This is a genomic window from Paenibacillus sambharensis (genome assembly GCF_003233845.1).
Lineage (GTDB): Bacteria > Bacillota > Bacilli > Paenibacillales > Paenibacillaceae > Paenibacillus_I > Paenibacillus_I sambharensis.
The window spans coordinates 102262-117018 of sequence record NZ_QKRB01000037.1; the positions used below are offsets into that span (position 1 = coordinate 102262).

A 14757-nucleotide genomic window follows, 5' to 3' on the forward strand; every position below is an offset into this window, starting at 1 on the left:
CCTCCATACCCGCCGTAATTCTGCTTGTCCCGTTATTGTATCATTAGACTGCCTATAATTGGGGAAAATGGCGGCAACGTCCTGTTTCGCTTGGAATACATTATTCGTTCAACGGGGGATTCGGACAAACCACGTTTCGACGTTACTATTTTTCCATCATCAGCATGTTTTAATGCTGGCTGACTCCACTTATAGGGTGTCGCCAGTTAGAGATTCTAGGTCGTTTTTAAGCCGATGTTTTAATGGGTTCTAGATCAATGGTCTTTTGGCTGTATGCCGACTTGACCATTTATCGTTATAATGAAGGAACCGATTCACGAGCGGCCAAGCTCAAGAAAGGAATAGGTTCCATCATGACAATAATGGATTCGAATTCACCAATCGGGCTGAGCGTTGCCGAGTGGCAGGATCTAATCGCCACCTGCGCCCGGAAAGCGGCGGACACCCCGTACGAAATAAATTATGGCACCGAGGTCCGCTCCATGGTGCGCCCCTTCATGTCGGAGTTCACACCCGAGGAAGCCTGGCTGTTCGAGCTGAACGTCGGCCTGTTCCTGCTCCGCAAGCAATCGACCGGCCGCCACTTGGGCTACTTCGCCCAGATGGCGGCATCCGAGACGCTGCATGCCATCGAGAGTCACATCCATAACGACTTGCCGCCGGAGATCGCGGTCAAGCAGCAGGGGCGGCTGCTGGAGACGGCTGCATATATTCGTGATACGGCAACCGCGAATGCATGGTCCCCACCAGCCTATCTGGATATCTACGTGGAGCTGTGGCAGATCCTGGTTTCATCCGCTGCGGACAGCCCTCGTCTCCTCAAGGAGGAGCTGGCGCATCTATCCCAGGGACCCGGCATGGAAAACAAGCTCTTCCCGCTCGTCGCCCTAGCCTGGATGTATTTCTGGCTGGGTGAGGATCAAGAGGCTTGGCGGCTGCTGGATTCTGCTGGGCGGCATGGGCTAAAGCCCGGGCAGGTATTTCGCTTCCTGCGCCAGCTGGAGGAGAATGACGAATGGACCCGGCTTGAAGCCTGGCTGAGCCATTGCTCGAACGAGCAAATTGGGCGCAGTCCCGGCAGCCTAGGTGAGTATGGCCGCTATTGGGATGCCGTCGTCAAGCAACTGCCGGAGGCCGAGGAACGAATGTGGATCACGATTACGAGCCTGCCTCCCTACTGCAGCAGCTTGTACGAGGAGAAACTAATGCGCTATGGCTGTTGGAGGCAGTGGATCGATTACCAGCTTAGCCTCGGCAGCGATCCGCTCGACTTTCGAGCAAAGGATCTGCAGCCCATCGAGAAGGAGGCGCCGGAAACGCTGCTGCCTTTTTATCACCAAGGCGTCGAGAAATACGTGTTGTTAAAAAACCGCGACGGCTACAAGCGGGCGATCAAGCTGCTCAAACGTCTGGCCAAGCTGTATAAGAAGCTGAAGCGCGAGCAGCGGTGGGAGGCATACATCGAGACATTCGCCAGCCGGCATAGCCGATTGCGAGCCCTCCAGGAGGAGCTGCGGAGAGGAGGACTAATTCCATGACGAAGACGACTGCTTATAACCTGGATACCACCGCGGTTCGAATGGTGCTGACGTCGCATGGTGACGCGTTGTTCTTCGCGGACCCGAATTCGCTGCGGGAATGGACCGGACTTCAATTGAAGCATCGCCTGTTCGCCTGGCACGAACCGTCCTTCTATGGCACCGAGCTGGAGCTCGTCAAAGTCGGGGAGCTCGAGGCCGTCGTGCTGCCCGCCGCAGAGGTCATCCCCTTCTTTGCATCGGGACCTCTACTGGCGCATATGGAGTGGAAGTGGGAAGACGATGCCGCGCGCTTGGCCGCATTAGCGCCGCTCTTGGGTGAGTGCCTGGAGAAAGGGCTGTACGCACCCGACCTTGCGGCTTACCGCAGAGGCTCCCTGCGCTGGAATTGGGATGCGGCGGCGGTCTCCGCGACCTTCGGACAGGCGCGCCGCAACGAACTGGACCTGGAGCGCGGCGGCTGGAGCGATGAGGCGCGCGACGGGCTAATGGCGGCCTTCTCGGCGGCCGTAACGAGCCGCTTCTATGGTACGGAGTCGGACGAAGCGGATCTGCGCCGGGAATTCCCGGCTCTGTTCGCGCGCGAGAACTCAGCGGCCGCGACGGCGGGACTCGACAACGAGACCTGGCTTGTGCAGATCGGCTGGAAAGCGGATGTCGCGCCGTTCCGCCCCCTGCTGCAGCTAATGGAGCCGTGGGAGGGCGACGAGCACTCCCGCTGGCGGCTGCGGCTCGTGCTGCAGGACAAGAGCGATCCGGCTAAGCTTCGAACAGTACGGCTCGGCGACGACGGCTCGGTGGCAGGCAAGTGGCCGGACGCATGGGCGGACGCTATTCGGAGCCGCTCGGACGGTTGGCTGCAGCGGCTGCGGGCCAGCCTTCCGCGCGATCGGCTGTCGCGCGGCGAGGACGTACTCGGCAAGCCGCTTGACGACGAGGCGGCCTGGCGCTTCCTGAACGAGGACAGCCGCCGGCTGCTCGAAGCCGGATGGCAGGTCCTGCTGCCCGCATGGTGGGAAGCCGCTAGCCGCAAGAAGCCGCGGCTGCGCGCAGCGGTGCAGTCGGAGGACGAATCCAAGAAACGGGGCGGCGGCAAGTCTTTGTTCGGTCTGGATGCGATTCTGAGCTTCAACTGGCGCATCTCCATCGGCGACGCCGACCTGAACGAGGAGGAGTTCGACGAGCTGCTGGCTCGAGGGGAGCGTCTCGTAAAGTTCCGGGACCGCTGGATCGTGCTCGATCCGGCGCTGATCGCCCAGATCCGCCGCATGATGGAAGGCATGGACAAGAGCCAGGGATTAAGCTTCCAGGATGTGCTGCAATTGCATCTGCTCTCTCAGGGCGAGGTGGATGGCGGTGCAACAGACGCCAGTGCAGAGACTCACGGGGCCGATTCCGCCCGCGTTGAGCTCGAAGTCGAACTCAATGCGCATTTGACCGGGCTGTTCGCCAAGATTAATCAACAGAGCGAATGGCCTAGGCTCGATCCGCCCGCCGGTCTGCGTGCCGAGCTGCGCAGCTACCAGCAGGATGGATTCGCCTGGCTGGCCTTTCTCCGCCGCTTCGGGCTCGGGGCCTGTCTCGCGGACGACATGGGACTCGGCAAGACGGTCCAGTTGATTGCCTACCTGTTGCACGCCAAGGAGCAGGCGGACGATGGGCTCCGGCTCCCTTCGCTGATCGTCTGCCCTACGTCCGTACTCGGCAACTGGCAGAAGGAGATTTCCCGCTTCGCTCCATCGCTCAAGGTGGCCATGCATTACGGCTCCGGGCGTAAGAGCGGCGACGCGTTCCGGAACGAGGCACGCAGCGTTGACGTCGTGCTGACCTCCTATGCCACCGCCTCGCTCGATCAGGAAACGCTGGCCGCTTTCCAATGGGGAGCCGTCTGTTTGGACGAAGCCCAGAATATCAAGAACGCCGGGACCAGACAGGCCGCCGCGGTCAAGAGCTTTCCCGCGCTTCATCGCATTGCGCTTACCGGGACACCGATCGAGAATCGGCTGGCGGAGCTATGGTCGATCTACGATTTTACCGTGCCCACTTACCTCGGGTCCGCCAAGGCGTTCCAGGACCGCTTCGCAGCGCCGATCGAGCGCGAACAGGACGGGCGTCGCACGGCTGAGCTAAAGCGGCTGGTAAAACCGTTCATGCTGCGGCGCAAGAAGAAGGATCCCGCCATCCAGCTCGACCTGCCGGACAAGAACGAGATGAAGACGTATGTTCCGCTTACCTCCGAGCAAGCTGCCTTGTACGACAATTGCGTCAAGGAGCTGCTCGAGAAGCTGAAGAAGCTCGACGGTATCCAGCGCAAAGGCGCCATTCTCGGAGCGCTGACACGTCTCAAGCAGGCATGTAACCATCCGGCTTTGCTGGATGAGGATACGGGAACGGAGCTGGAGGATGGCCCTCTACACACGGAGGCGATCGTCGCCCGCTCCTCCAAGCTCGAGAGGCTGCTGGCAATGGTCAAGGAGCTGCGCGAGGCGGACGAGCGCTGCCTCATCTTCACGCAATACATTGGCATGGGCAAAATGATTCAGGATGTCCTGCAGCGCGAGCTGGGCGAGCCCGTACTGTACCTGAACGGCAGCACGCCGAAGACGCAGCGGGACCGGATGGTCGAACGGTTTCAGTCCCGCGACCTTCCGGCATCCGAGCAGCCGAACGTGTTTATCCTTTCCCTCAAGGCAGGAGGCGTCGGGCTTAACTTGACCGCGGCGAACCACGTATTCCACTTCGACCGCTGGTGGAACCCGGCCGTCGAGAACCAGGCGACCGACCGCGCCTACCGGATGGGCCAGACACGCGACGTGCAGGTGCATAAATTCATCTCGCTCGGCACTCTCGAGGAGCGCATCGACGAGATGCTGGAGAACAAGCAGCAGCTAAGCGACAACGTGATCTCCAGCTCAGAGAGCTGGATTACCGAGCTATCGACGGATGCGCTGCGGGAGTTGTTCTCGCTTCGGCGGGACTGGTCGCGCGATTAAGCGGGATTTGGGCGGACTATCGCCATACTTGAGCTCGTTTCTCCTCCTTTTTCCTCTATTACCGTATAAACAAATGCTCTCCAGCGCAAAGCAAAAGGCAGCCCGCTCTCCGAAGGAGGCGGACTGCCCGGACTGCTTAATCAAAGTTCGAATGTGAACTGCGCTTGTCATTCAAACAAACGAACTCGGTTAGTCCAACAGATGATCGACCATCAGGTCAGTCAGTTCACCGCGTGTAATCGCATCGGACGCAGTGCCCGGCATTCCGATTATCCACACCGTCTCATCTGTTGCCAGCGAAATCAGTTCAACCGCTTCCTGATTCGTCACGGCTTGACTCGGATAGAACATTTCGTTATTTGCGAAACTGCCCAGCAGATCCCGCTCTTCTAGTCCCGCTAAATAAGGTGCGGCCCATGTCGGCACCGTATCGTCATACGGAAGTATCGCAGGGTCGGCTTCAACATCCAGCGTACGTCCGAGAATAGTCACGAGCTCGGCACGACTCAAGGTTTCGGTTGGACGGAATGTACCATCGTTGTAACCTTTGATGAGGCCGGCCTCGAATGCGGCTTCGATTTCCTCTTGGTACTCGCTATCCGCAATATCCGTGAAGGCGGTAGCGCCGGGCGGAATCATCTCTGCATTTTCGGATTCGACCACTTCGGAAATAACTTCGTCACTTTCAGCCGCCTGTACGGAATATCCTCCCCACGCCGGTACCAGTCCTGCTACCAGGACCGTAGCCGCCAGTGTAGTACGGATGCTCTTTTTCGGATTGAATCGTTTCACTGTTCGTTACCTCCTGTATAAAAGTATTGGACTGCTTCCTATCCGGTTTCAACCAAACCGATCGAATCGAAATAGGAGAAAAACATTTAAAAGCCCTCCCTCCTATTAACACGAGCCAGTAAAATAAAACTTTTTATACAACATACCCATCTATCTTTAAGCCGTTTATGCCATTTCACAGGATTCGTATAAGACTCCGATTCCCTTTTCATTTTGTCCCTTTGACTGCCGCTTCGCTGCGTTCGGCCGCCGTGTAGCGCATAATATTTCAAATGAAGATCAGCGAAAGAATGAGTTGCTAAAAAAGTGCTTAAAAATCTGGAGGGAGGAGGAACAAAAGCGAGGTATGCGCTCATTCGGCAAATGAATGAAAAAAGGTAGATCCAGCGGCTTTGCAGCTTGTTTGGCGTCTCCAAAAACGGCTATAACGCCTGGTTGAATCGGTAGAGCGAAGATCGGGATGCGGCAGACAAACAGCTGGTAAGCAATCTGTATAAGAAGTACGACGGCACTTACGGTACAGGCAGCCGCAGCTTTTTCTGTGGCAGGAAAAAGGGATCTGGATGAATTACAAAAAAGTGCTCCCGCTTATGCAGAGGCTCGGAATCCAGTCCCGAATCTGCAAAAAGAGCTGGTATTCCTACACAGCTGACGCAGCTGGCCAGCTTCCTACGTTCACTCAGCTCTCTTCCTTCCGTGGGATGTGACGAGGATGGTGCACTCAAAATACGTTAGCCCAAAGTACCTTTCTAAGGCTACCATAACCCGAAACCTGCACATATATACAAATCCATGCCCCGTAAGGAACTCCCCCAAAAAAACTAGCCGCTACTTATGGTACGGTTCACCGCACTGTCTGTAACGGCAAGCTTTTGGGCCACTTCATGCCTCCAAAATAGATGCCTGATTTTCGGCTACGAAGATCGGAATCGCAGGGTATAATTAACTTATTCTTGATTAGTAGGTGTTAGCATGATCGTTATCCAGGAACGAAAAATCGAATATTATAATGCGCTTGTTGAGAAAAATTCCGAATACGAAGGTGTTTTCTATGTGGGCGTCACGTCCACCGGTGTGTTTTGCCGACCGACTTGTCCGGCGAGGAAACCAAAGTTCAGTAACTGCGAATTCTATGAGTCAGCGCAACAGGCGCTCCTAGCTTCCTTCCGTCCCTGTCAGCGTTGCGGCCCCTTGTCACACCCGAATCAAGTCTCGGATATCGTGCGGTTCCTTGTCGAGGCGGTTGAGCAGAATCCCGAGAAGCGCTGGAAAGGACAAGATTTCAAGGCTTTGTCTATCGACGAATCTACTGCACGCCGTCAATTCAAGAAACGATTCGGTATGACATTCGTTGAATATGCCAGAGCCCGTCGAATGGGACTAGCCTTGAAGAGCATCCGATCGGGGGAGAACATAATTAACACGCAATTAGATTTAGGATACGATTCCAGCAGTGGATTCAGAGACGCGTTTTCTCGCATCATGGGCGCACCTCCTACGCGTCTAGACGATAGCCGTATTTTCAAAGCAGCCTGGCTGGACACGCAGCTCGGACCTATGATCGCAATAACGGACGAAAGTAAGCTGTTTCTTTTAGAATTCGTCGATCGTAGAGGACTGGAACGCGAAGTTGAACGGCTAAGGAAAAGAATGAAAGCTGCGATTATTCCCGGACAGACCGTACCGATTCAGTCGCTGGAACGAGAACTCACTCAATATTTTGAAGGTACGTTAACTGATTTCAAGACTCCACTCCATTTAGTAGGATCGCCTTTTCAACAAAGCGTATGGAATCATTAAGACGTATTCCGCCAGGGGAAACCCGTTCCTATGCTGACATCGCGAAGGCACTTGGGAAACCGAATGCTTATCGTGCAGTTGCGCAAGCGAACGGCGCTAATCAATTGGCCATTGTCATTCCCTGTCACCGTGTGATCAACTCCAATGGCAAGTTCGGTGGATATGGAGGCGGCGTCACTCGCAAAGAATGGCTTCTAAATGACGAGAAAAGAGGAACATCAAGCTTATGAAAAATCAACTTGAACAAGCAAAGATATTTCACGAATTGCTAGAAATAGCCGCCCGCTCGTTCTCGTCAACGCATGGGATGCCGGAAGTGCACGGACCGTTCAACAAGCCGGTGCTCAGGCCATTGCTACCGGTAGTTGGTCAGTAGCGGCTGCACATGGATACGACAACGGCGAGGCACTCCCCTTCAGCCTTGTCCTATCAAATCTTCAGCGGATTTACAATCACGTGGATCTGCCCATTACAATTGATATAGAAAGCGGCTATGGTCGGTCCCCAGAAATCGTCAAGGAGAACGTAATAAAGATTATCGAGAGCGGAGCAGTTGGTATCAATATCGAAGATCAGTGCATGGATGGAACTGGACTGTATTCGGAAGAAGAGCACGCCTTTCGTATCGCAGCTGTGCGAATTGCCGCCGAACATACGTCGATTCCTCTTTTTATTAACGCTCGCACCGATATTTTCTTACAAGCCTCTGCAAATGAGCACAATAAGGCACATGTAGAAGCTGCCCTCCAAAGGGCACACGTCTATGCAGAAGCTGGCGCTCACGGATTCTTTGTTCCAGGTCTGTGCAACGAGAAGCACATCGAGAGCTTGTGTCGGCAATCTCCAATTCCCGTTAACGTGATGATATCCCCGGAATCGCCTTCTCTTCATAGACTGGTCGCATTAGGTGTTGCTCGCATAAGTTGCGGTCCGCATCCTTACTTGCATGTAATGAATGCACTAAAACAAGCCAGCTTTAGATCTCTAGCCTTGCAGGAACTTCAAACGTAAACACATGGTATCAGACGGTACTTACCATAGATCTAAACAGTTAACAACCTCAAAACGTAAGAAGGCTCCGTGCGGGACCTTACACTTTTTTCGAAAGGGAATGCTAGAATTCGCAAAATACTAGCCCTACTTATGATAAGGCTCACCGTATCATCTATAGGGCGAAATTTCTTGATCAGCGACATTCAAAAATTAATTTCGCATTACTTGTATTATACGCTCATCTACAGCTCCAGCTTCATTGATGAAACTACACAGGCTAGATCTTATTACTCCTTTTCAACCAGATCAATTAATTCCCTTATATCGGTAATGTTTAAAGCATTGGCTATTTTCTGTAGATGTTCAATATTAATAACCGTTCTGGAACCACGAGCAAAGTCACTAATTGTAGCTTCTCTTATACCCGTCATTCTGGCGAGATCCTTTTGGGTGAGCTTATTAGGGTGATTTTCAATGACCTCTTTGAGCTTAATTTTCACTTCAAACATTCCATGCAACTCCTTTGAAAATCAATAAAAGCCGTAATAGTTACGGCTTTTATGACTAATTATATTTATTATATAGCTCTCTCGACAGTCATATGCAGGAGATCCCACACGTTAGAATCCTTGCCTACTGACAGAGGATTATTACTTACAGAATCAGAGAACTTTATTACTTTCGATGCAAGTTCTATACGGAGCTTTCGATAAATCTCAAACGGGTCTTGCTTCCATTTATACATTTTAGTTTGAGAGTCTTCTTCAATAAGTGCACGAAATGCTGCAAGAACAGGGTATATGATTCCATCTGGAACTTTATAAGTTATTTCCTCATCACCAAACTTTACTTTACCGACAACATTCCCATCTTTATACCCCGAAAACTTTTTAGAACCGTATCTGCCCCCATTCTCATTATACGCAATCGGCAAATCATTCTCTATTTGATTGTAGAGGTCAAATACATCAGGTGCTATATTATGCATCTTTTCAAAGGGAGATTGATCCTCTAAGTACTTGTCCAAAATTTTCGCTTTATTAGAAAAGGCCCCTGTCGGATGGACATTTTGCGAATAATCCTCAATGTTAAACATGGTAAGTATTGCAACTACTTCCCGTGCGTCAATGATTCTGATCCCTTGCCCTTTGTATTGATTTTGCTTAAAAGCAATTCGGTTATAAAAAGACATTCCACCGACAGAGTCTTTTATCGGAGCAAATTTACCTTCCAGCTCAGCTAGAGATTTCTCATCTACTTGGACCGAGGTGTTTCGTGCAGCGGCGAGAGCTAGAATGACATCTTCCACTCCCGTCATCATTTCAAACTCGACATACTGATTTACATCTTTAGCTTTATGTTTAAGGATTAGTTTGTAAGTATGTCCTCCGTCGATATTACCATGGACCTCTTCATCTTCAATAATAAAAGTCATCATCTCTGTTCCAGAGTTGTAACTAACACTTTTAACTGATAACACCAAACCTCTGTTATAGTTATAGAAGTTCATGTCGTCGGATGTCAGGGAGTCCTCTATCGCTTTAGCCACATCTGTTTTTAAGTTTTGATCCCTTGGGTTTGTTACCATAGGGATATCGCTAGGCACACTTTTCACGTGTACGTAGCAACGATACTTTTTTCGGTCATCTCTTCCGAAAGGATCATCTTGCCGTCTGAACGATTTTACAGGGATCTCAAATTTTCTCATTTGTACTCCTCCTAGAGTGCCTAAACTGTCAGCTAGTGTGACAGTAGATGGGGTTTGTCTTACGGATTCATAATAGCAATTTAAACTATTTCTGTAAAGCGAAATTTCGCAATTGAGTAATTAATTATTCACTAGAGCAACGGTCATTTATCGAGCCCGCTTACATTTCAACCCTTCGTTCTAATTGGAACTTTAGCTGATGGCACTACCCTAGATGAACTATTCAAGTGAACATCTTGATCATCAAAGAAAATATGTGCTCCAAACGCCTTCAACACGCCTTCTTTGGGGGCCCCTCCAAGAAAGAAAGCCTCATCAATTCTTATTCCCCAACCCCTCAATGTTAATATTACTCTCTTATGAGCCGGACTATTTCTAGCCGTTACCAATGCTGTACGTATTGGATTATTATCGGGACCAAATTGTTTCTGCAAAAACGAAATAGTTCTAAGTAATTTAGCGAACGGACCATCAGAGAGGGGCCTTTCCGCATTCCTTTTCTCATGTTCAAGAAATGCCGGAAGACCTTGAGTTTGATATATCTCTTCCGATTCCTCCGAAAATAGAACTGCGTCACCATCAAATGCAATTCTTATTTCAGATGTAGAGTTATTTTCGTAAGAGGTGTCGGTTTTGTAAACTAATCCCGCTGCAACACCTGCATCTATTGCCCCCTGAACATCTTTCTCTTCTGCGGACAAAAAGAGATCTACGTCAAACGCCTTAAGATATTGAGCTAAAGATCGTCCGCTTGTAAGTGCCGTTCGTGTAATATCAAGACCATAGTGTTCGATGGAATTAAATATTCTAAGACTTGTATCTGCATTATTCCGAGACATTATTATGACTTCAGTCTTTCTTTTCCCCTCAACAATTTCATTTAAGTGTAAGATGCTTTTTATCAGACTAAAAGCAATTCCAGGTTTTAGAACCTTGTTTTCATTTTCTATTTGATACTTCGAATATGCCTCTAGACCCTGAGTTTGAAAAATTTCCTCTTCTTCTGATAATTCAAATAGAGCTCTTGATGACACTCCAATGACTAAATAATTTGTCAAATCGTATGCCATAACATTACCACCTCAAATTATCTTCTTTTCTGATTTCGTGGAAATAAGTCATCTTCAATTAAATTTATGTACTTGTCTACATAAAACATATCCGGTTCATTTTTGTTTGCACGAACCCGTATTTCAAAGTTAGGGTTATCAGAGTTCTTATAGTCAAACAATATGAGGCCAATTCCTGAAATACGGCATAATCCATCAAGACGTGCAATGTCTGCCTTATCAGCATAATTTGGAATAACAATGTAAGACTTATGACAAAATAGTTTATACGCACTTGCTTGTCCAAAAGCTGTAATTAAATCTCTAGTCTCTACTTTAATTTCGGCAGCCACTATTTCTATTGGAAACTGGATAACAGCTCCCCTTCTAGATTCACGGATACCTATAACATCCGGAGTGCCCCATTTGTCTTTAAAGCGCTTTCCTCCTAAAGGTATGGCATGTGTACATTCTTCAATATCATCAGTTAGCCAATCTGCAAAAGGAGCATAAAATTTCTCTTCCCGCTCTCTTTCTGTAACTTCAGTATTTGGTATTACAACCGATCCTTCATTACCTAGACTTTGATTGTCGACATAACTTGAATGTTTAAACAAGCCTTTGTCAACTTTAACTATGGTCCCTTTAGTTTCTTGTTCAAGGCTAACAATTGTTGAACCTATCGTACTGTTACCAATCTCAAAGTGTTGTTCATTAATCTTTTTCTTCAACTCAGAAAATCTCATTCCTTCAGGTCTGTGAAGTAACAATTCAATCGCGCTATTTACTATTTTTCGCTTTTTGGTTGGAAGCGATTCTTTCATTCCATTTTTGCCCCCTTCACTTAATATGCTAAGCCCCCAGCTTTACTGGTATGTACTGGAGGCTTCAGTTCCAAAGCTACGTTTAATAAGTTTGCCCAGATTAATTAAAAAACTCCTTTCTAACCTCACTCGACAGGGTCAGGCAGCATTGCATTAGGCTCTTTCTTAATATTCCGGTAATCTGTAATGAGCTGTGCTTTTTCGTCATCATTGTAATTTACACCTACCATATAGGCAATTACACGAGCCGCTAACTTACGCGACGTGCTGTTAGCCTTTATCCTTCCACCCGGCTCGTACATAACATGAAGCCACGTGTTGGAATCTGAATCCCAGTTCACCTTATTGAGAGAAGCAATAATCTTAGACAAATTATCATACTCGTGTTCAAAACAGATTTGAATGGCCTCAACTAGAGCCATCTGGCCAACAGGTTTACCAACCAGAAGCTGTTCGCGGAATTTACCAATTTCAGTAGAATGGATCATTTCCGTAAACGGTTCAAACTCTTTAACTAGCTGCTCCCATACTGACTTTACATGGTTATAGTATTTTGAAAGGTCTTTCGGCAACTGATTTTTAACTAAATTCTTTTTGCGAAGCAAGATTTCTGCACTCTCATAAAGAGTACCGATAGTCGTAAACTGCTTCGATGTCTTAGATAATGTATTAGACCTCCAGTTGACCTGGGCTTCTTTCAATGGTGCATCGGGGCCGATTAGTTTGCGGGAAATCAAAGCAAACGGGTCATCTTCGGAGGTAATGATATTATCACCTTTAGATGTCGGTTTTGCGTTCTTATTTATTTTATTAAAGATCTTTCGAATCTTTTGGGAATTCCCTTCGTGGCGAATAAAGATGACAGTAACGTCTTCCTGTCCTAGATCTGGGTTATGGCCGAGGTCTTCAATAAGCTCGCCATCCTTCCCTTTGCCCGTAATCGCTACTTGGAGCGCTTTAAGTCGGTGTTGTCCGTCTAATGCAAAGAGACTTTCGCCTCCACTCATGACCAAGAAACCAAATACTTGTGCTGCACTCTCGTAAAATTTGTTATTAGTTTTAAATGTAGCTGAAAGCGGCTCGAACTCAACACCTTGATCGTTGTAGATATCAACAATTAATGAGCCAAAAAACCTGTCTTCATCTTCTATTAAGTAAGGAGCCAATTCTGACTTTATTCTACCCCAGTTAATTTCTCGTTGTAACCGCTCCTCAATTGTAAAGTCTTTCCAGTCGGCAAGTTCATCCGCTGATCGAATATCTCGAATAACATCCGCAGCCTTCATGACAGTTAAATAATATTCCGTGTTTCCTAATTTCCCTTTTAAAGATGGGTAAAGTCTTGCCATTCCTAATTCCCCCTATTCTTGGTAACGAATTTCATTGTAAACCGGATTGTACTTCTGAATGTAGTCCTTTTCTTTTTGCTTCATTTCTTTGTTAGAAATCGTAAGTTCGTAAGAAAATGAAACATCACTGTTGCCAGACAAGTTCTTTTTCAAGCGCCAATTATGTGTCTTACTAAGGTGCTTTTTAAATCGAGTTCGTAAATTTTTGGTTCTACCGATATACAGAACGTATGGCGAACTTTGTTCTTGAATTAGATATACTCCCGGCAATTCGGGAATGGAATACTCTAATCCCAAGTTAAACTCGCAATCTTTCATTCTTGTCCTCCCCCCTCGTTCATGTTCCCAATATTTATATCTTGACTATATTATAATTGGACAAGCCCGTCAACACATTGCGCAATTAATTTATTTTATTGTGCTATAAAATTATAAATTGTCCAATCATACAGATGATTTGTACATTTCAATAAAAATGTACGCAGCTGTCATTATGACAGATTAGTGTTTCAAATCTTCTTTTAGTTGTCCTTTGGTCAAAAAATTGATATATTATATCATATATAAATTACGTACGTAAAGGATGTGATTTACTATGGATTCCACCTTCAGTTACAGCTTCCCTGCCCTGCGCGGCACCCAAGCTGGTAAGGAATACTATGTCGGAATGTGTCCTCTGCGAGTCATCCCAAAATCTTTTCATTTGATGAAGAAGAAGTCGGGCCCGAACATAGAGCACAAAGAACCCTTAACAAGTCTCGGATCCCCGAGATTACCTCATATATCTTAAACAACCAAAACGATTACGTCTTTTCTTCACTAACAGCTTCAGTTGATGGTGAAATGGCGTTTATTCCTTATTCTGACGATCCACAATTCAATGACATAGGACGCTTAGTTATTTCAATGGATGCTCGTTTTTTGATAAGCGACGGCCAACACAGACGTGCTGCCATCGAAGAAGCTCTGCGCACATCGTCAGAATTGGGACAAGAAACGATTTCAGTGGTGTTCTTTAAAGATATTGGACTCCAAATGAGTCAACAAATGTTCGCGGATTTGAATCGTCACGCGGTAAATACAACTTCTTCACTCGGAATTTTATACGAACATCGTGATCAACTCGCTAATATTACCAAGGAAGTAATAGCGGAGATTCCGCTCATGGACCGATATACTGATAAAGAAAGACCATCTTTGTCCAAGCTGTCCCCAAGATTTTCGCTTTAAACAACATCTTTCATACGAATTGTCGAATTCTCAATAAGAAGAAAGGCGAATTCATTTCAGATCAAGAAAAAAAGTTTCTGAAAGAATTTTGGCTGGAATTGTGTGATGCGATGATTGAATGGCAGCAAGTTTTCCGTAAAGAGCTCTCACCATCTGTACTGCGAATTAACTTTATTAATGCGCATGGGGTCTTCCTTGAGGCCATGGGAGTCATTGGGAATTATTTATACAATAACAATCCAACTGATTGGCGACAATACATACAATCTTTGTCGACTTTTGATTGGAACCGAACGAATTCCAGTGAATGGCTGGGACGAGCAGTTGCCTCAACAGGGCGAATTAACAAAAACAACGATACCACCCAATTGACCGCTAATCTGATAAAGATGAAATTAAATCTTTCATTAGATGAGAACACTAGCGTTGCATAAAACGCTGACAGACAATTCAGATAATTAGTTTCTTCCATCAGAACCAA

At 47.8% G+C, this 14757-nt stretch carries 10 protein-coding genes and 2 pseudogenes; 5 read left to right on the forward strand and 7 right to left on the reverse strand.

All coding sequences use genetic code 11. The annotated features are described in order from the left end of the window. The first annotated feature begins 257 nt into the window (after positions 1-257). The gene (locus DNH61_RS07180; protein ID WP_245947996.1) at positions 258-1538 is read left to right on the forward strand and encodes a hypothetical protein; all 1281 of its coding nucleotides are present in this window, start codon (positions 258-260) and stop codon (positions 1536-1538) included. Next, positions 1535-4531: a DEAD/DEAH box helicase gene (locus tag DNH61_RS07185; RefSeq protein WP_111145980.1), complete on the forward strand. Its 2997-nt coding sequence runs from the start codon at positions 1535-1537 to the stop codon at positions 4529-4531. The genes DNH61_RS07180 and DNH61_RS07185 overlap by 4 nt, the downstream gene beginning before the upstream one ends. Positions 4532-4720: 189 nt before the next feature. Here the strand turns inward: DNH61_RS07185 and DNH61_RS07190 are convergent, their stop codons facing one another. Beyond that, positions 4721-5323, reverse strand: a complete 603-nt coding sequence (locus DNH61_RS07190; protein WP_111145981.1) for an S-layer homology domain-containing protein — start codon at positions 5321-5323, stop codon at positions 4721-4723. A 972-nt stretch (positions 5324-6295) separates the two neighbouring features. Between DNH61_RS07190 and DNH61_RS07195 the strand changes: the two are divergent. Both DNH61_RS07195 and DNH61_RS07200 read left to right on the forward strand, forming a co-directional pair. After that, positions 6296-7353, forward strand: a pseudogene (locus DNH61_RS07195) (bifunctional transcriptional activator/DNA repair enzyme AdaA). A gap of 34 nt (positions 7354-7387) precedes the next feature. Continuing rightward, the gene (locus DNH61_RS07200) at positions 7388-8134 is read left to right on the forward strand and encodes an isocitrate lyase/PEP mutase family protein (RefSeq protein ID WP_245948007.1); all 747 of its coding nucleotides are present in this window, start codon (positions 7388-7390) and stop codon (positions 8132-8134) included. Between the two features lie 269 nt (positions 8135-8403). Here DNH61_RS07200 and DNH61_RS07205 read toward each other — a convergent pair whose 3' ends face one another. The 6 genes from DNH61_RS07205 to DNH61_RS07230 form a co-directional block, all read right to left on the reverse strand. Then, on the reverse strand, positions 8404-8625 hold the full coding sequence (locus DNH61_RS07205) for a helix-turn-helix domain-containing protein (RefSeq protein WP_111145983.1): 222 nt from the start codon (positions 8623-8625) through the stop codon (positions 8404-8406). Positions 8626-8693: 68 nt separating this feature from the next. After that, a complete protein-coding gene (locus DNH61_RS07210) occupies positions 8694-9824 on the reverse strand; it encodes an AIPR family protein (RefSeq protein ID WP_111145984.1) in 1131 nt (376 codons plus the stop codon). Positions 9825-9991: 167 nt separating this feature from the next. Beyond that, positions 9992-10894 carry a 5'-nucleotidase gene (locus DNH61_RS07215; protein WP_111145985.1) on the reverse strand — a complete coding sequence of 301 codons (903 nt, stop codon included), beginning with the start codon at positions 10892-10894 and terminating at the stop codon, positions 9992-9994. A 17-nt stretch (positions 10895-10911) separates the two neighbouring features. Then, entirely contained in the window at positions 10912-11697 is a 786-nt protein-coding gene (locus tag DNH61_RS07220; RefSeq protein ID WP_111145986.1) for a hypothetical protein, read from the reverse strand. A 125-nt stretch (positions 11698-11822) separates the two neighbouring features. Further along, a complete protein-coding gene (locus DNH61_RS07225; protein ID WP_111145987.1) occupies positions 11823-13046 on the reverse strand; it encodes a DNA sulfur modification protein DndB in 1224 nt (407 codons plus the stop codon). Positions 13047-13058: 12 nt separating this feature from the next. After that, positions 13059-13364, reverse strand: coding sequence for a GIY-YIG nuclease family protein (locus tag DNH61_RS07230; protein WP_111145988.1), 306 nt, complete (start codon positions 13362-13364; stop codon positions 13059-13061). 351 nt (positions 13365-13715) lie between these two features. On the opposite strand from DNH61_RS07230, the pseudogene dndB reads away from it, so the two are divergent. Continuing rightward, positions 13716-14710: pseudogene (dndB, locus tag DNH61_RS07235) on the forward strand (DNA sulfur modification protein DndB). Positions 14711-14757 lie beyond the last annotated feature (47 nt).